This is a genomic window from Shewanella sp. MF05913, assembly GCF_059758095.1.
On record NZ_JCAYNT010000001.1, the window covers coordinates 558,175 to 583,846 of the forward strand.

Here is a 25,672-nt window from a genome sequence, read left to right on the forward strand (position 1 = left end):
TTAGCCTTTAAAGTTTGTTGGAACTGTAGCGAAATTTTAAAAAGTTCTGCGCATTGCTTAACACTAAAAAAGCATCTTTAAGATTACGACGTTCAAAATCAGACATACTTTCTGGTTCAATATTATTATCAGGTTCTATCCCAGATTCAATATCGGATGATTGGTGGCGCAGGCGCACCAAAGAGATAAGTTCCATCGCATGCTGTAAGTCTTCACCCTTTGAGTTGGGTAGAATACCCGCGTCGATAATATCTTCTAAGCGTTCAAATGAATTTTGTGCTTGTGAGCCAATGGCTAGCGCATGTACTCGGATTAAGTCTGCCAATGGCGCAGTACCACGACGTTTTAAATTAATGGCGTTATTATGACGACCATCTTTTTCCATCACAAAGTCTTTAAAAAAACCCAGCGGAGGTTTACGGTTAAGGGCGTTGTGCGCCAGACAAGCTAAAAAACGGTTGTTTTTCTTGGCTTTACTCAAGATAAATGTATTTAATTGTTCTGCCCATTTAACCTGACCATAAACCCCGGTAAGATCGAAGAATATAGAGCTGTTTAATAAAGCTTTTGGGTTTGGATTTTCTATCCAGTCAGCAAAACATGCTTCCCACTCTGAGCGAGTTTTACGATGCTCAGGATTACTGGCCATAATATCGCCAGTACAATAACTGTAACCACAAGCCGCTAAACCATCACACACAAAATCTGCTAACTTTGCAAAATATTCACCATGCACCGTGACGTTATAACTATTATCTAAAATAATGGCATTGTCTTGATCGGTTACCATCAGTTGCTCATCACGAGCCATTGAACCCAGCGCTAAAAAGCAGTAAGGAACCGGTGGTGTGCCGAACTTTTCTTCAGCAAGTTCTAATAAACGTTGTTTAAAGTTACGGCCGATTTCAGACATAGCCCGTCCGACCATATGCGAGTTAGCATCTTCATTAACCATGCGTACAAAACAACTTTTTAACTGCGAAGATAACGATACTAAATCTTCGCAACTATTCTGTTGAAAGATACTACTGACAAATAACAAACTATTTTGCGACTCGTACCGAATAATATCGGCAACTTCAATTAAGCCAATGGGGATTTTATTTTTAAGAATGGGCAGATGGTCAATATTATTACGAAGCATCAGTAGCATCGCTTCAAATATATATGCGTTATGATCCAGTGAAATTAAATCGGTCGACATGACTTGTGAAATAGGGCTATCAACATTAACACCCACGGCAATCACCTTAGCGCAAAGATCATGTTCAGTAATAATGCCGACAAAACTGCTATCTTGTTGATCATCTATATTGGGGTCATTAATTAATACCGCAGAAATATTTTGTTCAGCCATAATTTGGGCTACGGTTTGTATTGTGCTGTTACAAGGGAGAATAACCGGTTCTCTCGTCAGTAAGGTTTTCACTTTAGAGGTGGTAAGCGCATTAGCCTCAACGGTTTTACCCTTTACGGCTTGTTTTAACCGAGTGGTATCCTCAGCCTCAACAAAATCTGCAAAATCATCATAATTTTCGCATAAATCATTGAACACTGATTCTGGAATACAGTATACGAGGGTATCTTTTACCGCTTTGGCTGGGAAACGCACTTTATTATTGGTCAGTAATCCCATTTGGCCAAATAATTGCCCTTGATCAAGACGATTATAAAGCTCACCTTTACGGCGATATAACTCTACGACGCCACTGCGGATCATATAAAGTTCGGTAATCCTGTCATTGAAGTTAACAATCATACTGTCGGTACGGTAATAAGAAATCTCAACACTTTTGGCAACGTCAATCAAAACGTGTTCTGGAAGCTGATCAAAGGGAGCGTGCTGAGCAATAAAGCTCTGGATTTCGAGTACTTCGGCTGACATAAATAGACCTGTTAATATGTGATGACTAGCGCTTTATCGTTATGTCGATATTATACGAGCAAAAGACACAACATGGGGATATATCGTTGCTATTGAATATATATAGCTAGTCGAATGAAGCTCAGTGCGTCACTACACTATTTAAATACAAGTATGTTTACTATTCTTTGGTTTGATGGGTATTTTCTAATTGGCTCAAATGTTGTTTAACGAGCTGTAGCATGGCTTTTGCAGCAAATGATAAGTGTTTTTGTTTACGCCAAAATAATGATAACTCCCAGCGTAAGTCGGCACTGGCTAATGGAATATTAACCACCTCATTAACCCGATAACGCTCTGCAATAATTTTAGGCAGTATCATTACGCCAGTGCCAGCCGCAACGAGGGCAATACCAAAGTCAGCATGGCTGACTCGGGTGATATTTTTTGGCGTAAAACCGGCTTTGGCACAAGCGCCTAATACTAATTCATATAATGCATATTCTGGTTCAAACATGACTTGAGCTAATGTATTGAGATCACTTAGTTGTAGTGTTTGTTTACTTGCTAATGCATGGGCCTCGGGAAGCACAACAACCATTGACTCATCGCGCACTCGAATGCCATCAAATTCATCATCAAAATCAATAATACCTGTCGCTAATTCAATTTCGTCTTTATGTAGTGCAACTGTTTGTTCTACACCACCACGTACCAAAAGTTGTAATTCAATATGAGGGTGTAACTGCCTAAACTTTGCAATGACAGGGGCAAATAGCTCAGCGCTCCCTAGCGGCGCTAAGCCTAATTTAAGTACGCCGCCATTCAAGTTACGTAAACTGCCTAACTCATTTAACATGAGTTGGCGTCCTTCTATTAGCCTTGATGCATGGCGATAAACGACGTGACCGGCTTCTGTTAACCTGATTTGCGTTCCGCGTTTTCCTCGCTCTAACAACATCATGTCAAGCTCTTCCTCTAGCAAACGAATGGCTTTAGAAAGCGCAGGTTGGGTGACAAATGCACGGTTACACGCTTTAGCAAAACCGCCAGCGTTGACCACTTCAGTGAAATAATGCAGTGCTTTAAGATCCATTTGTATAACCAAAGGTGATGCATTTGATTATTAATATTCATTTTTTTTATAAATTAAGCAAGAGTAAACTTCAGTTATTAATTAAAACCACAGTGTAATTCAACATGACATTTTCATTAAACGCCCATCTATGCTTGTTAAAGTGCAAAACGACCTTATTTTTTCAAATTGTCGGCTTGTGTTTATTTGCATGGATATGCCAATGGTTTGCGCAATCTGTGCACTCGATTATTCCTGGCAGTGTGATTGGTTTGGGCTTGTTATTATTACTGTTGTCCTGTCGTTGGGTGCCTGAAAAAGCAGTGAATAAAGGCTCAGCATGGTTAATCGGCGATTTACTATTATTTTTTATTCCTCCCGTAGTTGCGATGACTAAATATCAATTAATACTCGAAAGCTACGGTGTTGAGCTCATTGTGTGCATGTTACTTGCTAGCACCAGCGTGTTATTGGGTACCGCATTTGTCGTCGACAAGTTATTTAAATTTGAACGTCAACAACGTTTAAACCACATCACATCACTGCGTTTTCAGCTTAGATAGTCGGTGAGTTAATGCAATGGAGATAGGGGGTGTTATGAGTGGTTCATCGTTAGGTATATTGTGTTTATTACTCACCTTGGCTGGCTATTACATCAGTAAGCAGCTTTATTTACGTCAACAACGGATATGGTTTGCGCCCATTATCATGGCACCTACATTAATATTACTCACAGTTGTGATTTTTAAGATCCCACTCGAAGATTATTTTCAGTTTACCCATTGGTTGCCAGCATTATTAGCGCCAGCAACTATTGCATTTGCAGTGCCGATTTATCGAGAAAGGGCGTTGATTAAACGTTATCCGCTCACCATCAGTGTGGGTGTAATCGTTGGTTTATGTTTAGGTGTTGGCTCTTCATGGATGATTGTCCACTTTACTCATATGCCATCGGAGTTATCTAAAAGCTTAATTGTGCGTTCTGTTTCAACGCCATTTGCTATTGAAGCCACGAGTGCTTTTGGTGGTATACCTGAGCTCACCGCGATGTTGGTGTTAGTGACCGGAATTATGGGCATGCTAATTTGTGAACCGTTATTTAAAGCTGCCCGAATACAAAGTAGCTTGGCAAGAGGGATTTCTTTAGGCGTATCAGCCCATGGCGCAGGTGCGGCTAAAGCGAATCAAATTGGCCGAGAAGAGGGGGTTATTGCCAGTTTAACCATGATTTTTACCGGCATTGCGATGGTCATTACTGCACCTGTATTTGCATTGCTATTTTAATATAGCCGGTATTATGCACAGGCAAATATTTGGCATTTTACTTATCAGTTCTAACCGTTTTCTTTTGTGCATAAACCATGGCTCATTCTGTACAGAGAAATGATATCAATAGGAGAGTTGTATCGGCTAGATGGTGTAGAATAGGACATCAGCATTAGCCGCAGGTGATGCACTTAGATGAAATGCACTTAGATGAAATGCACTTAGGTGAGAGACACTAAGATGAAATGCACTAAGATTAGATGCACTTAGATTAGATGCGCTAGGATCATTTGTGCTATACGGCTTTAATTTTTTAATGTAAACGAGATTTTAATGTCAAACGTAACCCCCCTCGAACTGAATGGCTTTGTACAAGAATGTGTTAACGCGTTAACTGACAACACGTTACAACGCTTAGTATTTTCAAAATACCGTGGCGACGATAAAGAGCTGACTCGCATTGCTGTGCGCAGTGTTGAACTTAAAGGTCAGCGGCTTGCATCTTGTTTATATGAATACCGTACCAATCATATTACCAAAAATGTTGAACTTGCCGATGTCGGCAACCTTTGCCAGCAATGGTTAGAGAGTGATTTTCAAAGCGCTCATTTAATGACTAATGAGTGGGAAGTGCAGTTGAGCATCAGTAAAAAGGGTAAAGTGCTTATCAATAAATATCGCAATAAAAATGCCCCTAAAGCCAGCGAAAAAGAGATTAGCGTCGATGGTGATGCAATGTCACACAACAGAGCTAAAAAGCGTTTTGTAGAACAACATCGTCCGTATTTACGTGAACTTGGTATTACCGATGCTAAGGGCGAGATTATTCCGTCGATGTCACGAAAGTGGAAGCAAATCAATAAGTTTATTGAAGTGTTATCACGTGCCATTGATAACACCGGCTTAGCCGATAAAAATGAAGTGCATATTGCCGACTTTGGCTCAGGCAAGGCCTATTTAACCTTTGCGGTACATGACTATTTTATCGATAAGTTGCAGGTGAAAACCCAGGTAACTGGAGTAGAGTTACGCCAAGGGTTAGTTGATTTGTGTAATCAAACGGCTGCGAAGCTAGCATTAACTGGGATTAAGTTTGAACAAGGCGATGTGCAACACTTTAAAGCGCAGGGCATTAATATCATGATTGCCTTACATGCTTGTGACATCGCTACTGATTATGCGCTGCATATGGGTATCCGCACCGGGGCTGAAATTATTATGTGTTCGCCATGTTGTCACAAACAAATTCGCCCGCAAATGCAAAGCCCACAGCTGCTTGCACCATTATTACAACATGGGATCCATTTAGGCCAAGAAGCTGAAATGATCACCGACGGCCTACGCGCATTATTGTTAGAAGCTCACGGTTACGACACGCAAGTGTTTGAGTTTATTTCCCTTGAGCACACCAGCAAAAACAAAATGATCTTGGCGCAAAAACGTAAGCAACCCCGTGACAACAGTGCAATTTTACAGCAAATTGCCGATATTAAAGCGTTTTACGGCATCAAAGAGCAATGCTTAGAAACGTTACTAGGCTAGATAAACGCGACTCTATTTTATTCCAAAAGTGACAATAACGTCACCTATAGTCAGTGGGTGACGTGTTATGTTTTACTCTTTTCGTTTGTTTCTCATACAAGCATTGAACTCACTCACGTCACTTAAGTACTTGATACAAAATTTGAAATGAAGCAGATCATTAGAGGGGAGTGTGAATTATGCTCATTAGATGATGTGATGAAAGCCACAATTCACTATTTGTCGAGCTAAGAATATGCCATTATCAGCTATGATAATAAAGCCATTTGATGATAGGGAATTTCAGATAAGTAATGACAATTATATTCACCAATATCGAATTTTTAGATGAGGCAACAGAGGATGATGTTGTTTCATTAATTGCTCATACCGTTAGTCAAAAAGCACAATATATTTTAGTGTTAATGGGTTCTCAGTCCACACTGCATATTGAATCGATTCCTGCTATTGCTGCTGCCACACCTGTGCCACTCAATGCTTGTATTATTCCTGGCGTGATATTTGAAGATCATTACAGCTTTAAAGGCGCATTGGTACTTGGCTTTAAAGATAAAATATGCAGTTTATTAATCCCAGATATTGCCGCAAGTCACGATGTTTTATGCCAACAACTTCAACAGTTTGTTGCCTCCAATGGTACCTTGGGTTCTGCGGGTATTTTTGTTGATGGATTAAGCCCTGCAGTAGAGCCCTTTATTGCAACAGTTTATGAAAACCTTGGCAGTGACAGGATATTGATTGGCGCAGGTGTTGGAGATCTTAATAATCGCTTCAATATGTGTGTGGCTAATGAACAGGGCTGCTTTAGCAATGCCGCAATTATCTTTTGTTTGTCGAATACCGTTAAATTGCAAGTAGAAGGTAAGCATGACTTGCCTCAAGTTGCAGGTCCTTATTTAGTCACCGAAGCCAAAGACAACATAATCTATAGTCTAAATTACCAACCTGCCGCAGATATTTATAGTGATGCAATATCCAAAGTGAGTGGTATGGAAATCACACAAGATGAAATTGCCCAATACATACACAGTTATCCTTTTGGTTTAAAACAATTAAATGAAGAGTATTTAGTTAGAGATATTATTGCAGTTAACGGTAATAGTCTTGTGTGTGTGGGGAATGTTGCTGAAAACAGTTTGGTGTATATTCTTAATGCCACTAAAGATATTTTAATTACGGCAGCCAGCGATGCAGGTAAACAATTTGCGCAAAAACTACAGCCAAACACGGCTGAGCAAATGCATTATGTGGTGCTGATTGATTGTATTTCACGAGCATTATTTTTAAATGATGAATATCAGTTAGAACTCAATGCCATTAATGCACAGATGCCAGTGGGGAAAAAATTGGCTGGAGTATTATCTATTGGTGAGATAAAAAATACTGACCAAGGTGCCATTCAATTTCTAAATAAAACCATCGTGCTAGGGGGGCTTTAGTGTGATTAATTCTACCGCCAACTTAGCCACATTAGAACTTGTGTCGATACAGTATGAAATCACTCGCAGCTTAAATGCGAATACTGATATAAGGTCATTGTGCCGGCGCTACATGGAAACGTGTATTCGTCGTTTATCCGTTAGAGCGGCTTATTTGTATATGCCGACTAAAATGACAGGTGACTTGTTTACTCCCAATGAGATGACGTGCAATCATTTAGGGCGGATTTGTATGCCAAATGTTACGGCGTGTTATCCTGAGCAAGTTCCTGAAATTAAAGATTTTTTTACCAAGTTATTGAACGAGCCAAGCATTGATAATGTGATCACTAAACACGTCGTCCATCAAGGGACTTATTATCATCTGTTCGCGTTCATCGATCACACGTTCTTTGTACTTGAACGCTGTGACATTCCCTTACCGCCGCAAGTGATTAATGCTATTACACCAGCAGTAAAAGATTTGTTCTATGTTTGCCGTGCTTCTTTACAGCATTCACGAGTGGTGAGTGAAGTAGAGCGCCGAAAACTAGCCGAGCAGCAACTGACTTTTATTGCATTCCATGACGAACTAACGGGTTTACCTAACCGCACTCAAGTTATTAATGTACTTAACCAACAAATTGAGTTATGCGTTCAACACGATCGCCATGGTGCGTTAATTTATATTGATTTAGACCATTTCAGAGACATTAATGATTCTCTAGGACATATCGTTGGTGATGAACTGCTTTGCCAGGTCGCACAACGATTACAACAAATATGCCTTAAGCAGGAAATGGTAGGGCGTTTTTCGGGTAATGCATTTGTTATTTTATGCCCAAACCAATTGAACTTACAAAAAGATCTTGATCTGTTGTTGCTAAAAGTACATCAATGCTTTGAATTAGATTATCAAATTGATGGTCGACGTATTGACGTGAATGCCAGCATAGGGATTACTTATTTTTCGTCTACTAGTTGCGATGCTTATACGGTGTATCTGCAAGCCGATTTGGCCATGTCGAAGGCTAAAATCTCTACCGGGACTAGCTCGGTGTTCTACCAGCAAGATATGGAAAAGCAAACTCGACGTCGTTATTTACTCGACACCGAAATGCGACAAGCGCTAATTCAAAATGATTTTTTTATGGTGGCACAACCCCAAGTTAATCAATATGGTGAGATTATAGGTGCAGAGCTATTGATCCGTTGGCAACATGCAGAGCTCGGTTTTATCCCTCCAGATGAGTTTATAACAATTGCAGAAAAAACTGGGTTTATTATTCCGCTGGGCGAGTGGATATTTGAACAAGCGTGTTTATGCATTAAAACATTGCAAACACTGCCATTAAAAATGCCTATCAAATTAGCCATCAATGTCAGCGCAAAACAGTTTTACCAAGCAGAGTTTATTGACCGCATCAGCACACTGATTAGTCAACATCACATAAAAGTGAGTGATATCGAACTTGAATTGACTGAAAGCGCCATGCTCGAAGATATTGATTTGGCGGTATCTAAAATTACAGCGTTAAAACAAATCGGTTTTGAATTGTCTATTGATGATTTTGGGACCGGGTATTCCTCACTAAGTTATCTTAAGCATTTACCCGTCGATAAAATTAAAATTGATAGGAGCTTTGTATCGCTTATCGATAAACGTGATGATAGCCGAGCCATCGTTGAAGCGACGATGCTAATTGCCAGAACCTTTAAGTTAGAGTTAATTGCAGAAGGCGTAGAGACAGAAGCTGAAGTGGACACGTTAACAGCAATGGGGTGTTGTGCATTTCAAGGGTATTTTTTCCATAAACCTATGGCGATTAAAGACTTTTTCAGCTTGCTTTGTGAGTAATACCAATCCGCATTAATCAGTGGACATTACAGGGATAGGAAATCAAACGGGGTGGCTGAAACAATAACGTTAAAGCGAGTATCTGGTGGAATAGGTGGCTGATTTTATAATATAACGTTATCAATTGGTGCTCCTCTTTCACGCTTAACCGCCGCGGCAGTTACTCTGCGATCTCGCTGTTTGAAAGGGAATAACTATTACCTCATAACGACGCCTTAATCAAAAACTGCTGGATGCATTCTGAGTGGTCACTTTTTCATGCGGATTGGTTTTACTAACGTATCGACTGCGTGTTGAATGTTGGCAGCGATATCTGCGGGTACCCAGTTAACCCAAATGTCTTTATGGTTAATGAAAAATGCTTCAGCTGCCGCCTGACTATCAGCTTGATTTTCTTCCATCCAGGCTAACAACTGATTCATTTGAGCATTAGTAAAAGCACGTTTACCAAGATAGCTGAATGCGAGGGGCGATTGCTGCGCAAATTTAGCCGTAGTCACTGTTTGTACTATTGCCGCTGGATACATTGTTGCTTTAGGCTCTGCACAATCTTCTTTTGAAATACAGTCGCGAAAATGTGCGATATCGCTTTCGTTCGCAAACTCAACTTTGACCATGTCATATTTTCCCAATATGGCCGTTGGTGCCCAATAATATCCAAACCAAGGTTGTTTACGTTGATAAGCGTGCGCGATAGAGCCTGACAATCCCGCACCAAAGCCTGGGGTGATTAAATCAAAGCCCGCAGTATTGAGTTTTAACGCGCGATATTGATTGGTTGCGGTAATTTGGCAACCCCAACCGACAGGACAACCGTAAAAAGCGCTGCGCTCTGGGTTATCCGGATTGGTAAACAGCGCTGCGTTGGCAATAATACCTTCAATGGTTTGCAGACTCGGAACTTTATCAACCATGTACTTAGGTACCCAAAACCCTTCTTCGCCACCGTTGGTGAGTGAATGACCCGCAACAGCAAGGCGATTTTCACTGATCCCTCGATCCATTAGGTCTTTGACGTTGTTCCACCAAATTTCTGGGGCAATATCGGGTTGACCTTTTTCAACCATAGAGGTGCTCGTTGGTATGGTATCTCCTGGTGTTAGCGTGGCGTCGCAGCCGTAGCCATGCTCTAAAATAAACCGATCGACATTGGCAATTAACGACGCGGAGCTCCAATTCATGTCGGCGATAGTCACTGTGCCGCAATGTTCTTGTGCAGAGGTTTGAAATGCAGAGATACTGAGTAGTAATCCAGCAATTAAAAATCTGTTTTTCATATAGAGCTCCGTACCTGAGGGTAGAGTAGTCTGTCACTATTGTTTGTCACTATTGTTTATCATTAATGTTTGTCACCATTTTCTATAACCATTGTCTATAACCATGAGACTTAATCGTTAGTATTCTATGTAATCTTGAATGGTAACAAATGGGTTTGACGAAAAAACATAACAACACAGTTGTGCAAAAATACGCCTAATTGACTCATTAACTTAGCATGATTGCTGGTTTGTTAACAATGTCAGTTTTTCGGTAAATAAACTGTCATGGTGTACTCTCTTGATGGCGTACATGATATTAGTTAGCCCTAAACTAATGTGTGCAATGCGAACTTACCATGAAGAAACTCGCTTAGTTCTTATTTAGTCTGATGCTTAAATGATTCGTTGTGAAATACAGTAATTTTAACTATGAAGGATGAAAGCTCACTCATCAAAGCAAGTCGATACCATACGGTTAAACTGTTGTTTAGAGGTTCACTTTTTGCGAATGTCATCGATTAAATAGTGTTAATGTGAATATCGTGTCGCTTTTGTGACATGGTAATGTTTTACATTGATGGATTAGATTCTTAGCATCATTGATGTAGTCTCATTGATGCAGTCTCGTTGATATAGCCTCATTGATACAGTGTTGTTGATTAAGTATTTTTGATTAAATGGCCATATAATTTACGGAGTTTACATGACAGCAGTGACCCAATATTTATTGTTAGCAGTATTAATTTGCTTAGCCTTAGTTTGTTATTTTGTTGGCAGTGCAACTGGTGCAGTGGCGTTTATTGTCATGGGCATCTTGCTTGAAATCGCGTTTTGGCTTGGCATTTTTAAGTTTACACGCTCGCGCAGACAATCATCATAATCGCTAGATATAGTGGCTTATAAAATCATCAATCACTAACGTACATTGTTTTATGCATTAACCTAAGCTCATCCTCTGCTGCGGTGCTTCTTCCATATGGAGTCATCCTTTATCGGTGCTGATGTTATGCGAATCCTGATGAGAAAGTGATCTATTTTAGGCTGTGTCACGAGGCTAAGAACAATGAAGATGAATGTAGGTGCAGTCATCTATATCAAAGTTATCTACATCAAAGTCATCTACATCAAACTCATCTACATCAAACTCATCCACATCAAAGTCATTTAAAACCATAATAGGGTTTGTGATCCCCCCGAAGGTCGAATTTATCAGCACGCCTTTCTTTGTTGGCCTGTCTTAACGAACTACAGCATGGTTGAAGTAGAACAGATCAGGAGCCGTTACCGAGAGTATTATGCCCTCAAAGCTTGCTGCAAATGCCGCACTGATCATTTTTGCTAAAAGAGCAGATTCTAATGTGGATTGGTTTTAGTCTGCCATTATGTGTTTAATGGCTTGCGGGATATAGTCAAGTAAGTCACTGGCTAGCACTGAATATTCGCTTAATGCCTGTGCGGCTAAATCACCCGCTAATCCGTGCAAATAGACTCCTAAGCAAGCTGCATTTAATGGGCTCATGCCTTGAGCACAAAACCCGCCAATCATCCCCGTTAACACATCCCCAGAGCCTGCTTTGGCGAGTGCACTGTTACCTGTAGGATTAATAAAGGTATATTCTCCATTGCTTATTACGCTATTGTGACCTTTTAATACCACGATAGCGTGTAACTGTTTTGCTGCGAATGTCGCGTAATGAGCGCGATCAGACTGAATTTCTTCAACGTCAATATTAAGTAAGCGTGCCAGCTCTTTAGGGTGCGGGGTAATAATACTGTTTTTGGGTAAACGTAAGAGTGTTTGAGGTTGTAAATGATGTAAAAAATGGCTGATAAAATTGAGCGCATCAGCGTCAAATACCATACTTTGGGGGCGAGTTTGCAGTGCGCCGAGCAAGGCAAAGAAAAACCCATGATTTCCCTCAGCAATCGCCGTGGCGCTTAATGGTGCCGTTGAGAGATTAAACTCATCTTTACTTTGGCCAATACTCAGACCGCTGCCCACCGTGATAACCGAGGCTTTCTCTAATAAATCATCTAACTGTGCTACTGCTTTTTCATCAATAGATTCAGTGTCGATTGATTGTAATTCGATACACACAGAATCGGTCATTTGCGTACTGAGTTCGGCGTAAATAATGGGCCGAGTCGGTAACGGGCGCATGACAATGTTGGGCGTTAATGCGCTTACGCTCTGACAAACACCAGGGCTGCTGGCCAGTGTCACGTAACCTGCACCTGTTCTCAGTGCTGATAAACTCGATAAATATGCTGCACCGCGATAATGCATTGAGCCTGCAATATTTAGCACATGGCCAAAGGTCGCTTTATGGCTATTATCAGGGCGCTCAGGTAACAGTGAGGTGATGTATTCTTTGGTGAGAGTTTGCATATTTAGCACCCCTAAAACTAACATCCGATATTAACCATACCATAAGTATGGTTAATTTTTGTGCACTAACGCATAAAATGACAATAAGGTAAATTGTTGTCATTAATGAGTCTTCATTTTTATTTAGGGTTAAGCGTATCGCGTTGGTACACCGATTTACCTGTGACGTAGGTTTCAAAAATGTTACGGTCATCGCCCAGCATAATAAGTGCAAACAGTTTGTCTTCAATGCCACTTGAATAGCTAAAGCGCAGCTGTTGTAAATCGGTAGCAGCCCAGTCTAACACCACAAAATCGGCTTCTTTACCGGGCATAAAGTTACCCACTTTGTCGTCGATACTTAATGATGTTGCTCCGCCTAAGGTTGCCATGTACAGACCTTTAAATGGCGACAGTTTTTTACCTTGTAACTGCATGACTTTATATGCTTCGTTTAAGGTTTGTAGTGGTGAAAAACTGGTGCCTGCACCTACATCTGTACCTAAACCTACACGAATATGCCTACTGTCTGCGGTAGTTAAATCAAATAAGCCACTGCCTAAAAACAAGTTAGAAGTAGGACAAAAAGCAATCACTGAATCAGTTTGTTGAAAGCTGTCCCATTCTTTGTCGGTTAAATGGATCGCATGGGCAAAAATGGATTTTTTACCGGTTAAGCCATAATGGTCATACACATCAAAGTAGCCTTCACGTTCAGGAAATAATGATTTTACCCAGGCTATTTCGTCTTTGTTTTCAGACAAATGAGTATGCACATACACATCTGGGTATTGGGCTTTTAACTGACCCTCGAGTTGTAATTGTGCCGGGGTAGATGTAGGCGCAAAACGCGGGGTGATGGCGTATTGCAAACGGCCTTTATTGTGCCATTTTTCAATGAGGTTTTTTGAGTCTTGGTAACTTGACTCTGGCGTGTCGAGTAATTCCGCTGGAGCATTGCGATCCATCATGACTTTACCGGCAATAAGGCGCATGTTTTTTGCTAACGCAGTTTCAAATAACGCATCAACAGACTGCGGATGAACCGTGCCAAACACCAGCGCCGAAGTGGTGCCATTTTTGAGTAATTGGTGGATAAAAAACTGCGAAATTTTACGCGCATGTTCAATGTCGCTAAATTGTTCTTCAGTAGGAAACGTATAGGCATTAAGCCAGGTCAATAACTGTTCGCCGTATGCGGCAATCATTTGAGTTTGAGCGTAATGGGTGTGAGTGTCGATAAACCCCGGAATAATTAATTTACCTCGTTTGTCGATAATCGAAGAGTATTGCTGCGCGGTTTGAGCGTCAAACGCCGTTAACGTTTTAATGTGACCATTTTCAATCACTAATAAGCCATCTTCAAAGTATTGATACGTGTCGTTAATATTGTCTGCTTGAGCGGGGTCTTGCAGGAAATGAATAAAGCTTGAGCGAATGACGGTGGTATCAGCTATAGCAGATGATGATGAAGATAAAAGTGCAGCACTAACAAGCGCCGCAGAAGCGGTGTTTTTAGACATAAATACTCCATTTAATTGACAGGTATAAATGGTTTTTGACTTGAGTATTCAAGCCCTTGTCAACAGAGTATTCCAACCGAAAACCATTAAAAGCAGACAAACTAAAGCCAGAACTGTGCCAAGGTATCAGTAGGCATTTTACGGCGTTAACTGGCTAAAAATTGGCGATATTGCGCTTGCTCTTAGCAACATTCTCACCAAAACAGTGCAGGTGCGCGTCAAAGTGAATCATGTGTTTAAGGTGTGAGCTTGGCATATTATCTATATCGCGACGTGCTAATATGAAGCTTATTTCGACATTAACGTAACGCGGATTAACCGACATTGAAATGGAGTGTTCATGAAAAAAATAAACTGGGGCATTGTCAGTACAGGGCGAATTGCTGCGTTATTTTGTCAGGATCTGGCTTTCTCACCGCAAAGCCATTTGTATGCTGTTGCCGCTCGTCAGCAAGCGGATGCCGATACGTTTGCGAAACAATATGGGGCCGATAAATCATACCAGGGTTATCAAGCGTTATTTGACGATCCTAATGTCGATATTGTGTATATCGCCACCCCACATAACTTTCACTTTCAACAAGCTTATGATGCCTTAATGGCGGGTAAGCATGTATTGTGCGAAAAACCAATGACAGTGTCAGTTGAAGAATGCCAACAGTTGTGCCAATTGGCACAACAAAAGGGTTTACTGTTAATGGAAGCCTTATGGACCTATTTTTTACCGGCAATGAAGCAGGCCAAACAGTGGCTCGATGACGGTAAAATCGGCCAACTTAAACATGTCAAAGTCGACTTTGGTTATCCCATTCCCTTCAGCCCAAATGGCCGTGAATATAATCCACTATTAGCAGGTGGTTGTTTACTTGATATGGGCATTTACCCGTTAGCTATTGCTGACTACTTTTTAGAAGCCGATATCGATGATTTATATGTGCAAGCCCAGCTATGTGAGACGGGTGTTGAAGATGATGTGATTATTATCGGTAAAAGTGATCAAGTTGCGGTAAGTTTGGCGGCGTCTTTTCAATGCCGATTAAGTAACAATGCTTATTTGATTGGCGATAAAGGCTACATCGTTATTCCTGATGCATTTAGAGCATCAGAGTGCCATTTATATCATCTCGATGATTTAGTTGACTCATATACCGATAATCGCCATTCGTTGGGTTATCACTTTGAAGCCGATGAAGCCTGTCGATTAGTCGCTTTAGGTATAACCCAAAGCGATATCGTGTCGCATCAAGATAGCGTGTTGTTTCAGTCGCAACTGGCACGCGTCAAAGCGCTAATTTAAGCTGATTACGGGCAAAACGGCTGCCGTCCATTGTTTATGTATTGCCCGTTGAGAACTGATTAATGCGTTTATTGTTGCTGTATTGCATGATAACTAATGCCAGCGTGACTAGGCTGGCTAATAACATGCTGCTATAAAAACTCGCCGCGACTCCACCAGGAATAAACTCAACAAAAGAGGTAATAAACTGCCCGCCAAACACTGCCATGGTAAAATAAGATAAATTTTTACCTCTGACGTTGGCTGCACTTTTCTCTACTGTCATATGGTTAAGTAAAGGAATGCTAAAACCAAAGCCAATTATTCTTGCAAACAAAGCGTCAATGCATTTGATATCGGAGTAACAAGGGCGCCAACCATAATGGTGAGGCTAGCGATACACCGCATCGCATAACTGCCCAATTTAGATAAATGAGTCATGGGTATTACCTGTGAAATAGTCGAACAATGGTCCATTCAATCAATGGTTAGACAGAAACGACCTTGCGAATGAATGTCTTGTGCTAGGTAGTTGGATGAACACGGGTGTTAAGACAAGGCCTTTAGTGCGTTGATAATGTCATTTGGCTCTGAGCGGGTGCGATAATCTACATCAACAAAACGCCAAGCAACCTTGCCCGCACGGTCAATCACAAATGTTGCCGGGATAGGTAATATTGCGCCGTTACCATTGTTAATCGCGTCTAAATCGAGTTTGCGATCCACGCGCATATGCTCACTCAGAAATGCTGGGACTTGCCACGCTACGCCATATTGCGCCGCGACTTTTGCGTCTTGATCTGACAACACCTCAAAATCCATATTGCTGATTTCATCTTGGGTCATTGAACCGTCAGGGATTTGAGGGCTAATAGCAACAAGCTGGGCACCTAGGGCGTTAATATCACTTAAGCGTGCTTGCAATGCGCGCAGTTGTAAATTGCAATAAGGGCACCAACTGCCTCGGTAAAATGTCACCACAACCGGGCCTTTGTGCAATAAATTGGTCAGTGAAATTGTTTGGCCATTTGCATTGGGAAGTGAAAAATGAGGCGCGTTTTGCCTGAGCTTTATCGCGTCGTTACCTTGTTGAAACGATTTTGATTGGGCAATTATCTCGTCAACCTTTTGCATAAAGGCTGGGTTCTTTTGTCTTCCCTCTGCGACTTTTGCTTCTGTTTGCTGTTGTAAGCTTTGCATCGTCTTTTCCTATTGGGTAACGCCTGTAATCTTATTGGTTGTAGAATAAACACAAACAAGTCATAACAAAAATGTTATTATTTGATGGAATCTATAGCAAAAACGTATAGGGTGTGGTGTGGATATTAAATTGCTTAATAGCTTTATCAGTGTGGCAGCACATCAAAGCTTTTCTGGCGCGGCGCGCGAGCTAAATACTGTGCAACCCGCCATTAGCCGACATATTGCGATGCTTGAAGATGAGCTTGGAGTATTGTTGTTTATTCGTAACTCGCGAGAGGTGATGATCACGACAGCAGGTGAGCAGTTACTGCATGATGCCAAACAGATTATTGCCATGGCAGAAAAAGCTAAAAGCCAGGTAAAGCGAGCAGAGCAAGGGCAGGTGGGCGAGTTAAAAATTGCCTATTTAAGTTCTGCCTGCTTAAGTTTTATGGCCGATCTAATTCGCAGTTACTCGCAGTTATACCCTGATGTACATGTCAGCTTATTTGAAATGACCGCGACAGAACAAATAGAAGCATTTAAGCGAAATACTATTGATGTGGGTTTTTCTCGGCCATTACCCACAGGCATTCAAGATGAATTTAGTAGTACAGATATCTATATCGACAAGCTTGTTGCCGTTGTGGGAGCACATCATCCTTTAGCACAACATACTCAGATTGCGTTGAGCCAGCTACAGCAACAAAAATTAATCATATTCCATCGAGATGAAGCCGTCGGCTTGTTTGATGACACTATTATGTTGTGCAAACAAGCAGGGTTTTCAGCCAATATCGTGAGTCAGCCTCGGCATATGCAAACCTTATTAACCGAGGTGGCAGCGGGCTTAGGTGTCGCCATTGCGCCGTATTGTATTAGTAAATTATACAGCCAAAGTTGCCATTTTTTAACGCTTACTGATGCGCATAAATCCATTGCGACGCAGTTGCATGTCAAGTCAACTAATCACAGTGCTACGGTCAATGCCTTTGTGGCGCTAGTCATCGCTAATCAACCAAGCATTGCAAAAAGTATGGTCTAATAAAAACTGAGGTTTTGTTGCCGTATGCTACTCATGCCCTAAAATAGCCTTACTATTATTTTTATAACTGATATATATCAGTATGCCATCACGGCATACCATTAAACGAATAAGCCAGAGGAAGGCATTGATTATGGACAAGGTTTTACCCCAAAGTAGACGTTATTCTGAGCTTGATTGGTTGCGGGTGATATTGATATTTGCTGTTTTTTTACATCATATTTTTATGCCATTCAATGGTGATGGCTGGCATGTAATGAATAACGAGTCCAGCAAAGTGCTTGACGACATTATGGTTTATTTTGAGCAGTTGAGGCTGCAAACGTTATTTTTTATTGCAGGGGCTGGTAGTTTATTGTTACTGCAAAAAATGTCGGCAAAATCATTTATGATCGGTAAATTTCATCGGTTATTTATACCATTGCTGGTGGGGATGATATTGATTGTACCGCCGCAAAACTATATCGAAAATATCGCAGATTATGAGTCATTGTTATCAGCCTATGGCCAACTTATGTGGTCTTTTGATAACAATCATTTATGGTTTATCGAGTTTCTGCTGATTTTTATGTTACTGGCTATTCCGTTTAAGCGCTTTTTAGATGGCGCAACGGGGGCTGTGTGGCTTAAATGGCTTGAACGCCTGAGCCAGTCGCAATATGGGTTATTGTCGTTAGGTCTGGTGTTGGTCATAGTGAGAGGTTTGGCAAAATACCTAATGCCCGATGACAGTCATCATATTGAAAACCTGTCATTAAGTTTGTTTTTTGTGTTGTTCTTTTTTGTGGGTATGAGTTTTATATACAGCGGACAGATTTGGCAAACATTGGCTTTGCATCGTCGCACCTATTTAATCAGTCTACTCATTAGCTCGTTACTTTTTTATGCATATTACTATTCACCAGATTTAAGCCCGTATTTGTCATTAACGGCTCGGTGGCAAATTTGGTGGTTGGTATGCAGCTTGGTGTCATGGTCGGGTTTATTAACCATGGTTGGTTTTGCCAGTGCGCATATTAACAGGACACCAACCTGGCTAAAGCAAACCAATGAACTCATTTACCCGTTTTATATTTTGCATCAAACCGTCATTGTGATATTGGCGTTTTATATTGTGCAGTGGCAGGCGGGGATAATGGTTAAATCGCTCAGTTTACTTGTTAGCGCCTTTATTATTTGTGCAGCGCTGTGTTATTGGGTCATAAAACCTTTTAACCTGATGCGCTATTTATTTGGCCTAAAAAAGCTTAACCCTCGTGGGCCAGAAACTCGATAATTTGTTCCATATTGAGATTGTAGTCGTCAGCTCGAACGCATTTGACAATTAAATCGTCGGTGACGGTAGCCAGGTCGATCTTTTGGCCAACTTCAAAGTGATCCGGTTTTAAATGATAAAACGGTTTGACTAGTGGGCGGATAGGATCTTTAGGGTTGTGACCTTCAACAATGGCCAATCTGTTGGATTCTAACTGCACCACTGCGCCGACAGGGTAAACCCCCATGCAGCGAATAAATTCGTCGACTAAATCTTTGTCGAGCTCATTTTTGTCTGCCAAAGCTCGTAATATACTAAAGGCTTTTACCTGAGCATAGCCTTCTTTATAACAACGATGAGACGTCAATGCATCGAAGATATCGCAAATGCTGATCATCCGTCCATACAGGGTGATTTTTTCTGCCGCTACGCCAAAGGGATAGCCTTCACCGTTGAGCTTTTCATGGTGCAAGCTGGCAACCTCTAAACTTAACGGGCTGATGCCTGGGGTGTTCTTCATGATCTCAATAGAGTAACTGGCGTGAGTTTTCATAATATGAAACTCTTCATCGGTTAATCTGTCGGGTTTGTTCAAAATCCGATCGGGGATCATGATTTTGCCGACATCATGTAAAAATGCACCAATCGCTAATTGATTAACAATGGCTTTGTCGATTTTTTTATACACGGCAAACATGGTCATCAATACCGATACCGATACCGAATGTTCTAATAAATATTCATCTTTATTACGGATGTTAATCACGCACGAAAGGGCATTAGGATTATTAAAAATAAGGTCGGTAGACTCAGTGGTAATTTTTTGCACCGGATCCATGTCTAATGGCAAACCATGCTGGGCATTATGAAACAGCTTTTTTTGAATATCTTTTGATTCGTTAAACACCTGGCGCGCTCTAACGATTTCTTGATTAAAGAAATTCGGTTTTGTTATAGGGCGAGCAGGCGCAAGTTGACGAGGTGGCTGTGACTTTGGCGCATGGTCTTTGGTGACCGTTTCTTTAGTGATCACTTCTGTTTTGCTGGTGTCGATTAATAACTTGGTAACCGATTTGCGTTTTAATGCCTCAATAACACGTTCACTTTTAAGCACGCCAGGCTTTGTGAGCGAAAACGTGTCTTTAGGTTCGGTGATTTCGACCACATACATTCCAACTCGTACGTCAGTAATGTCATGTTCAATCAGCATAAATCGGTTCCTTGAGGCTATTGAGTCGCATTATTGTTATCAACCACAGCGTACTTAATGTGTACGTCATGTTACAAGATAGCTTATTTAATAAGGTAATATAAGCGAAATAACACTACCGAGTTCAAGCTTTACTGCAAAAGTGACATACATTTTTTCGTGTTGTTAATCAATGATGTATTAACCGTAATAAATTGCAGTTTATGCTGAATTTGAACTGAGATCCAATAGCTTTGAGTGACGATTATTTGTTTGTGTTATTTTTGTACGCCCTAGTCAATTTATACCGTCAGTTCAAGTCATTAAATGATGATGAAACAGCAGGCATTGATCGCTGTCACCTTCAATCGACCCTGGTGCAAACCTCTTGGCTTTAATTGAACGAATAAGCATCAAGTGCTAACAATTCATACTCAACATCTTGGTGTATTTTTTGAGCTTGAGTGTTGCCACTTGCACCAAGTACCGACATTAACGGTAAAAAATGCTCCTGAGTTGGGTGGTTAAATTGAGCATGCGGAGCAAGTTGTTGATAGTTCAGTAAAGACTCAATATCATTATTTACCAGCTTGTCTTCAACCCAATACCTAAATTGGTTCATCATGTCGACCCCATTAACGGTTTTAGTGCGCTTAAATACCTCGGCTAAATTATGGCTTATCCCGCCGGAGCCAATAATAAGAATATTGTCATGCTTTAGTGAGGCTAATAATTGGCCATATCGATAGTTTTGTGCAACTCCAAGTCTCGTGTTGATGGATATCTGCACAACAGGGATGTTGGCTTGTGGGTACATTAACCTCAGTGGGATCCATACACCATGATCCCAGCCCTGTTGGGTGTCTAACATTACCTTGATATTGGCCTGCTCAAATAGCGCTGCTATATGCTTAGCGAGTAAGGGCTCCCCGGGAGCTGGGTAACGAATTTGATATAACTTATCGGGAAAACGATAAAAGTCATGAACCGTCGCGGGATGTTGCCCTGCAGTAATCACGACATCGTGACTCACATCAAAATGTGCTGAAAATACCACAATCGCTTTAGGTGTCGTTATTGTGCGCCCCAAGTGCTGCAAAAAACGCGATGTTGTACTGTTTTCGACGGCCATCATTGGAGAACCGTGAGAAATAAATAATTGACGTTGTGATGTCATGTTGGCTACCTATTTAATGTATGTGTTATATGCAGTCACAATGGTTATTGTTGATCAATGCAGGATTATATAATGTGTGACCGAGTGGCTTTACCTGGCTTGCTAATCACTATATTACGAGTCATTATGAAGATAAATGTGCTAAAAATTGATAAACAATCAACAGGGTGTTGTTAATTTATGGATAAGCTTGAGACTATGCGAACCTTTTTGACTGTCGTGCAAGAAGGCGCATTTACTAAAGCCGCTGACAAGCTAGATTTATCACCACAACTCGTGAGTAAGTACATTTCGGCTTTAGAGCAAAGTTTACAAACGCGATTATTGCAGCGCACCACTCGTCGATTGAGTTTGACCCAAGCGGGCAGTGAATATTACCAACGCTGTGTGCAAATTATTGCTGATATTGATGATATGGAAACGCGCTTAACTCTGCATACTCAAGTGGTATCGGGTACCTTAACCGTGAGCGCGCCCATGTCATTTGGTACCTTGCACTTACCGCAATTGTTAATGGATTTCCAGCGTATCCACCCCGAAATCACCCTCAACATTAAATTATCTGACATTAAAATCGATATTGTAAATGAGGGAATCGATGTGGCAATGCGTATTGGTCAGTTAGCTGACTCATCTTATATCGGTAAAAAAGTGGCACCGATCCGTATCGCTATTATGGCTTCTGCAGAATATTTAGCGCGTTACGGTACCCCTAAAACGCCAGCAGAGTTACAACACCATACTTACCTTAAATATGCATATTCAGACGATGCGATGTTGTTTTCAGGTTTCGACGATGCGGCTCACTCGCTTCAATTTAAACAACGTCTGGTGGCCAATAATGGTGAGTTATTGGTGAATACCGCTATTTTAGGGGGTGGGATTATTATTCAGCCCACTTTCATAGCGGGTAAAGCATTGGCTGAAGGTAAACTCGTCCAAATACTCAAGGATTATGAGCCTAAGCCTGTAGGCTTGTATATGATGTATGCTAATCGGCAATATTTGGCGGCAAAGGTGGCTTGTTTTGTTGATTTTGTGAGTCAGTATTATCCTCAAATCCCTTATTGGGACGAGAAAGCGTAAACCGCTAAGTCTGAAGATTTGTTACCCTAGTATTGTTGTTATTTCGGTTAAACCGTTATGTTAAGTGATGAGTTAAATTTTACGCTAAGGATGGGTTTTATGTCTGTAACCGCGCAATTAAGATTATTTGTAGATGTAGTTCAACAAGGCTCGTTTGCTAAAGCGGCGGCGCTACATGATATGGATAATTCGTCACTCTCTAAACAAATTAAAAAGTTAGAGTCGACATTAGGCGTGCAGCTGCTTAACCGCTCTACACGTTCATTTGCGTTAACCTCAGCGGGCGAAGAAATTCTCACGCAAGCGCATATTCTACAAAATACCTTAGATGATATTCAAAACATCGCAGACTCTTACCAGTCTGAACCTAAAGGGATAATTCGAATAACCTCGTCCATCTTTTTTGGTCAACATTATTTGCAGCCGGTGATAAGCCAGTTTATGAAACGTTATCCTCACGTGAAAGTGACGCTGTCTTTAGATGACCGTAAAGCTGATATTATTTCCGATCATTTTGATGTGGCTTTTAGAATGGGGCGCTTAGCGGAGTCGAATTTAATTGCCAAAAAAATCGCCAAAACCCACTTTGCGATAGTGGCCTCCAAAGATTTTATCGAGCGTTATGGTATGCCAACGACGCCAGAGCAACTGATAACCCTGCCAGCAGTGATATACAGTAATGGTGAATCATCCATAGATGTGATGCGATTAAGTACGCATCCTCATGGTGAGCAGTTTAAAAATTATAAGATGCAAGGCAATTTAAAAGTCAGTGATGTCAGTTCGATGATTGCCGCGGTGGCAGATGGTTTGGGCTATACCGTGATTGATTTGTTTAACTTAGAAAAACCGATTGCGGAATTTAACTTAGTGCCGTTATTAACGAATTATGGTTTGTCGACGATGGATACTGGCATTTATGCTGTGTATCCACATCGTAAACAAACGTTATTAGTGAGTGAGTTTATTAAAGCGGTGCAAGAGTATATTGGCACACCGCCATTTTGGTTAGCGCATATACCTAATTATAAGCAACTTTATAACGGTTCTACCAATGAGTAATATTGCTATTACGGCATTAAACCGTCAACGATATATTGGTTAATATTGTCAGTTGCGGCTAAACGAATCGCTTTAGCTGGGGCGTATTCAGGGTCGTCTAACCACGCCTTTGCAGCTTGAGAATTTGGAAACTCAATGATCACTTTTATTTGGCCTTGTTGGCCCAGTAAATCGATACCTGAACCGCTAGCAGCAAGGATAGTACCGCCATGTTTAGCAACCGTTCCGGCTGTGATTGAATTTGAGCCTGGATTGTATTTCGCATACATTTCAGGATCGGTAACATCATAATTAATGATAAAAAATGCGCTCATTTATTCTTCCTTATTATTCGTTTATTTCACTGACAAAGTGCATATATTGTTGCATGTCACCCACAACCGCCTGTTCCATTATTGCCCCTGTGATTTTGGCATAAGGTTGGTTGAAATGGATATCCCATACGTCAGACTCTTTACGCCAATGTTCATAAACCACTAAGGTGTTGTCATCATCTTGAACGGTGTAAAGATCAAATAATAAATTACCCTCTTCTTGACGAGAGTGTTGAATATGGTCTTCAAACTGTGTCAAAAGCGGTTGGCGAAATTCCGAATGAATGGGGAAAATAAATATAATGGTAAATAGTGCATCTTCGTGGTCTGCGGCTTTAATCACTACCGGTTCAGGTTTTGTGTCCTGTAAATTAAACACTTCAGGCGTGCACACAAGAGCATTACTTAACAACCTAAGTAGATTATGGGTATACGATTGCTGTTGATGGAAGGCCAGGGCCGCTGCATCTTGCCAACGTTCATAGGCATAAAATACATTGGGATTGGCATTATCAACAAAAATATTCATATTGATGTTACCAAGCTCGTGACGAGTGCCTTTTTTACTGTCAACAAGCGCGTCTTTAACCGCCTGTTGATGCTGGGATTTTACTGTAAACTTAATGAGTTGGGTTAGCATGCAGTGCTCCAAAATCAATGATACGAGGATAAAATATTCAATAAGGGGCATAGCCCCTTAAGACGGCTTAAAAACCCGCTAAAACAATTTTGCCTTTAGCTTGCTGAGTTTCTAAGCGCTCGTGAGCTCGGCGTAAGTTCGTCGCATTAATCACACCATAATGTTCGCCAACCGTGGTTTTGATTTGGCCGCTGTCGATTAGTTTAGCGACATCGTTAAGCAGTTGATGTTGAGCTTGCATGTCGTCGGTCTTAAACAAAGAGCGAGTGAACATCAGCTCCCAGTGAATTGAAATGCTCTTCATTTTAAACGGCATAATGTCTAAGCTTTGTGGATCGTCAATTAACGCAAATTGACCTTGTGGCTTAATCACCTTTTCTATTTCAATTAAGTGTTCAGAGGTATTGTTTAAACTCACAACATAGTCGACTAATGGCAACTGTTTTTCGGCAAACTGTTCACTCAATTTATAACGATGATTAATAATATGGTCAGCGCCTAAGTCTTGTAACCATGACACCGTTTCAGCTCGTGATGCCGTAGCAATAATTTCAAGTTGGGTGAGCTGTTTTAGTAATTGCACCATAATTGAACCCACACCACCGGCTGCGCCGATAACCAAAATACGTTTGTTGGCGTTGTCTTTATCCACTTTTAGGCGGTCGAACAATAATTCCCATGCGGTAATGGCGGTCAATGGCAAAGCAGCGGCTTCGTCAAAAGATAAGTTTTTTGGCATATGGCCCACGATACGTTCGTCGACCAGTTGGTATTGTGCATTACTACCTGAACGAGTCACATCACCTGCATACCATACTTTGTCGCCAGGCTTAAACAAGCTGACATTTTCACCCACGGATTTAACGATACCAGCAGCATCAAAACCTAATATTTTCCATTCACCTTCAGGTGCCGACATATCTTGACGAATTTTAAAGTCGGCAGGATTAACAGACACCGCTTTGACTTCAACCAGAATGTCACGGTCTTGCGCAACAGGCATATCTAACTGAATATCTTGTAATGATAATGGATCGTGTACCGGTAGATTTTGCTGATAACCAATGGCTTTCATGGCAGTAGCCTCTTAATAATATCGTGATGATGAATGAATACATGTGGCAATACGTATACGAAAAATGTGCTGCCCATGAGTTAATAGCGTCATTGTGCCGTTTTTAGTTAGCGGTAAAAAGAGCAACTAAAGCCAATCATTATGGATATATATGACCATAATAAGTGGCCGTTATGGTGTTCCGCATTAATAAGTGAG

24 protein-coding genes are annotated in these 25,672 nt (G+C 41.0%); 11 read left to right on the top strand and 13 right to left on the bottom strand.

The window, feature by feature from the left end; all coding sequences use genetic code 11:
• Nucleotides 1-7 precede the first annotated feature (7 nt).
• Nucleotides 8-1,885 carry a putative nucleotidyltransferase substrate binding domain-containing protein gene (locus tag AC19MV_RS02495; RefSeq protein WP_498305594.1) on the bottom strand — a complete coding sequence of 626 codons (1,878 nt, stop codon included), beginning with the start codon at nucleotides 1,883-1,885 and terminating at the stop codon, nucleotides 8-10.
• A 160-nt stretch (nucleotides 1,886-2,045) separates the two neighbouring features.
• A complete protein-coding gene (locus AC19MV_RS02500) occupies nucleotides 2,046-2,960 on the bottom strand; it encodes a LysR family transcriptional regulator (RefSeq protein ID WP_498305596.1) in 915 nt (304 codons plus the stop codon).
• Between the two features lie 104 nt (nucleotides 2,961-3,064).
• Between AC19MV_RS02500 and AC19MV_RS02505 the strand changes: the two genes are divergently transcribed.
• The 5 genes from AC19MV_RS02505 to AC19MV_RS02525 all read left to right on the top strand — a co-directional run bounded on the left by AC19MV_RS02505 (nucleotide 3,065) and on the right by AC19MV_RS02525 (nucleotide 9,023).
• Nucleotides 3,065-3,502, top strand: a complete 438-nt coding sequence (locus AC19MV_RS02505; protein ID WP_498305598.1) for a CidA/LrgA family protein — start codon at nucleotides 3,065-3,067, stop codon at nucleotides 3,500-3,502.
• A gap of 34 nt (nucleotides 3,503-3,536) precedes the next feature.
• Nucleotides 3,537-4,223 carry an LrgB family protein gene (locus tag AC19MV_RS02510; protein ID WP_498305600.1) on the top strand — a complete coding sequence of 229 codons (687 nt, stop codon included), beginning with the start codon at nucleotides 3,537-3,539 and terminating at the stop codon, nucleotides 4,221-4,223.
• Nucleotides 4,224-4,538: 315 nt separating this feature from the next.
• Nucleotides 4,539-5,747, top strand: a complete 1,209-nt coding sequence (locus AC19MV_RS02515) for a class I SAM-dependent methyltransferase (RefSeq protein ID WP_498305602.1) — start codon at nucleotides 4,539-4,541, stop codon at nucleotides 5,745-5,747.
• Between the two features lie 293 nt (nucleotides 5,748-6,040).
• Nucleotides 6,041-7,186, top strand: coding sequence for an FIST signal transduction protein (locus AC19MV_RS02520; RefSeq protein ID WP_498305604.1), 1,146 nt, complete (start codon nucleotides 6,041-6,043; stop codon nucleotides 7,184-7,186).
• Nucleotide 7,187: 1 nt separating this feature from the next.
• On the top strand, nucleotides 7,188-9,023 hold the full coding sequence (locus tag AC19MV_RS02525; protein ID WP_498305605.1) for a putative bifunctional diguanylate cyclase/phosphodiesterase: 1,836 nt from the start codon (nucleotides 7,188-7,190) through the stop codon (nucleotides 9,021-9,023).
• A gap of 248 nt (nucleotides 9,024-9,271) precedes the next feature.
• Here the strand turns inward: AC19MV_RS02525 and AC19MV_RS02530 are convergent, their stop codons facing one another.
• Nucleotides 9,272-10,300: an ABC transporter substrate-binding protein gene (locus AC19MV_RS02530; RefSeq protein ID WP_498305607.1), complete on the bottom strand. Its 1,029-nt coding sequence runs from the start codon at nucleotides 10,298-10,300 to the stop codon at nucleotides 9,272-9,274.
• A gap of 685 nt (nucleotides 10,301-10,985) precedes the next feature.
• Between AC19MV_RS02530 and AC19MV_RS02535 the strand changes: the two genes are divergently transcribed.
• Nucleotides 10,986-11,162 carry a hypothetical protein gene (locus tag AC19MV_RS02535; protein WP_498305609.1) on the top strand — a complete coding sequence of 59 codons (177 nt, stop codon included), beginning with the start codon at nucleotides 10,986-10,988 and terminating at the stop codon, nucleotides 11,160-11,162.
• 174 nt (nucleotides 11,163-11,336) lie between these two features.
• On the opposite strand, the gene AC19MV_RS02540 is transcribed toward AC19MV_RS02535, so the two are convergent.
• The 3 genes from AC19MV_RS02540 to guaD all read right to left on the bottom strand — a co-directional run bounded on the left by AC19MV_RS02540 (nucleotide 11,337) and on the right by guaD (nucleotide 14,173).
• Nucleotides 11,337-11,498 (bottom strand): hypothetical protein, encoded by a 162-nt coding sequence (locus AC19MV_RS02540; RefSeq protein WP_498305611.1) that lies wholly within the window; start codon nucleotides 11,496-11,498, stop codon nucleotides 11,337-11,339.
• A gap of 153 nt (nucleotides 11,499-11,651) precedes the next feature.
• Complete coding sequence (locus AC19MV_RS02545; protein ID WP_498305613.1) at nucleotides 11,652-12,671, bottom strand: NAD(P)H-hydrate dehydratase; 1,020 nt, start codon at nucleotides 12,669-12,671, stop codon at nucleotides 11,652-11,654.
• Between the two features lie 119 nt (nucleotides 12,672-12,790).
• On the bottom strand, nucleotides 12,791-14,173 hold the full coding sequence (gene guaD / locus AC19MV_RS02550) for a guanine deaminase (protein WP_498305615.1): 1,383 nt from the start codon (nucleotides 14,171-14,173) through the stop codon (nucleotides 12,791-12,793).
• Nucleotides 14,174-14,513: 340 nt separating this feature from the next.
• Between guaD and AC19MV_RS02555 the strand changes: the two genes are divergently transcribed.
• Entirely contained in the window at nucleotides 14,514-15,470 is a 957-nt protein-coding gene (locus tag AC19MV_RS02555) for a Gfo/Idh/MocA family protein (protein ID WP_498305617.1), read from the top strand.
• A gap of 34 nt (nucleotides 15,471-15,504) precedes the next feature.
• Here the strand turns inward: AC19MV_RS02555 and AC19MV_RS02560 are convergent, their stop codons facing one another.
• Together AC19MV_RS02560 and AC19MV_RS02565 are read right to left on the bottom strand one after the other, a co-directional pair.
• Nucleotides 15,505-15,786, bottom strand: coding sequence for a hypothetical protein (locus AC19MV_RS02560; protein WP_498305619.1), 282 nt, complete (start codon nucleotides 15,784-15,786; stop codon nucleotides 15,505-15,507).
• A gap of 212 nt (nucleotides 15,787-15,998) precedes the next feature.
• The gene (locus AC19MV_RS02565) at nucleotides 15,999-16,649 is read right to left on the bottom strand and encodes a peroxiredoxin-like family protein (protein WP_498305621.1); all 651 of its coding nucleotides are present in this window, start codon (nucleotides 16,647-16,649) and stop codon (nucleotides 15,999-16,001) included.
• A gap of 118 nt (nucleotides 16,650-16,767) precedes the next feature.
• On the opposite strand from AC19MV_RS02565, the gene AC19MV_RS02570 reads away from it, so the two are divergent.
• Nucleotides 16,768-17,676: a LysR family transcriptional regulator gene (locus AC19MV_RS02570; protein WP_498305622.1), complete on the top strand. Its 909-nt coding sequence runs from the start codon at nucleotides 16,768-16,770 to the stop codon at nucleotides 17,674-17,676.
• 133 nt (nucleotides 17,677-17,809) lie between these two features.
• Complete coding sequence (locus AC19MV_RS02575; protein ID WP_498305624.1) at nucleotides 17,810-18,952, top strand: acyltransferase family protein; 1,143 nt, start codon at nucleotides 17,810-17,812, stop codon at nucleotides 18,950-18,952.
• On the opposite strand, the gene AC19MV_RS02580 is transcribed toward AC19MV_RS02575, so the two are convergent.
• Nucleotides 18,924-20,141: a cyclic di-GMP phosphodiesterase gene (locus AC19MV_RS02580; RefSeq protein ID WP_498305625.1), complete on the bottom strand. Its 1,218-nt coding sequence runs from the start codon at nucleotides 20,139-20,141 to the stop codon at nucleotides 18,924-18,926. The genes AC19MV_RS02575 and AC19MV_RS02580 overlap by 29 nt on opposite strands.
• A 373-nt stretch (nucleotides 20,142-20,514) precedes the next feature.
• Nucleotides 20,515-21,297: a DODA-type extradiol aromatic ring-opening family dioxygenase gene (locus tag AC19MV_RS02585; protein ID WP_498305627.1), complete on the bottom strand. Its 783-nt coding sequence runs from the start codon at nucleotides 21,295-21,297 to the stop codon at nucleotides 20,515-20,517.
• Between the two features lie 180 nt (nucleotides 21,298-21,477).
• On the opposite strand from AC19MV_RS02585, the gene AC19MV_RS02590 reads away from it, so the two are divergent.
• Nucleotides 21,478-22,383 (top strand): LysR family transcriptional regulator, encoded by a 906-nt coding sequence (locus AC19MV_RS02590; RefSeq protein WP_498305628.1) that lies wholly within the window; start codon nucleotides 21,478-21,480, stop codon nucleotides 22,381-22,383.
• 99 nt (nucleotides 22,384-22,482) lie between these two features.
• On the top strand, nucleotides 22,483-23,445 hold the full coding sequence (locus AC19MV_RS02595) for a LysR family transcriptional regulator (protein ID WP_498305630.1): 963 nt from the start codon (nucleotides 22,483-22,485) through the stop codon (nucleotides 23,443-23,445).
• A gap of 8 nt (nucleotides 23,446-23,453) precedes the next feature.
• Here AC19MV_RS02595 and AC19MV_RS02600 read toward each other — a convergent pair whose 3' ends face one another.
• The 3 genes from AC19MV_RS02600 to AC19MV_RS02610 all read right to left on the bottom strand — a co-directional run bounded on the left by AC19MV_RS02600 (nucleotide 23,454) and on the right by AC19MV_RS02610 (nucleotide 25,474).
• Nucleotides 23,454-23,759 (bottom strand): DUF1330 domain-containing protein, encoded by a 306-nt coding sequence (locus AC19MV_RS02600; protein WP_498305631.1) that lies wholly within the window; start codon nucleotides 23,757-23,759, stop codon nucleotides 23,454-23,456.
• A gap of 13 nt (nucleotides 23,760-23,772) precedes the next feature.
• Nucleotides 23,773-24,399 carry a putative quinol monooxygenase gene (locus AC19MV_RS02605; protein WP_498305633.1) on the bottom strand — a complete coding sequence of 209 codons (627 nt, stop codon included), beginning with the start codon at nucleotides 24,397-24,399 and terminating at the stop codon, nucleotides 23,773-23,775.
• Nucleotides 24,400-24,466: 67 nt separating this feature from the next.
• Nucleotides 24,467-25,474, bottom strand: coding sequence for a zinc-binding alcohol dehydrogenase family protein (locus tag AC19MV_RS02610; RefSeq protein ID WP_498305634.1), 1,008 nt, complete (start codon nucleotides 25,472-25,474; stop codon nucleotides 24,467-24,469).
• Between the last annotated feature and the right edge of the window lie 198 nt (nucleotides 25,475-25,672).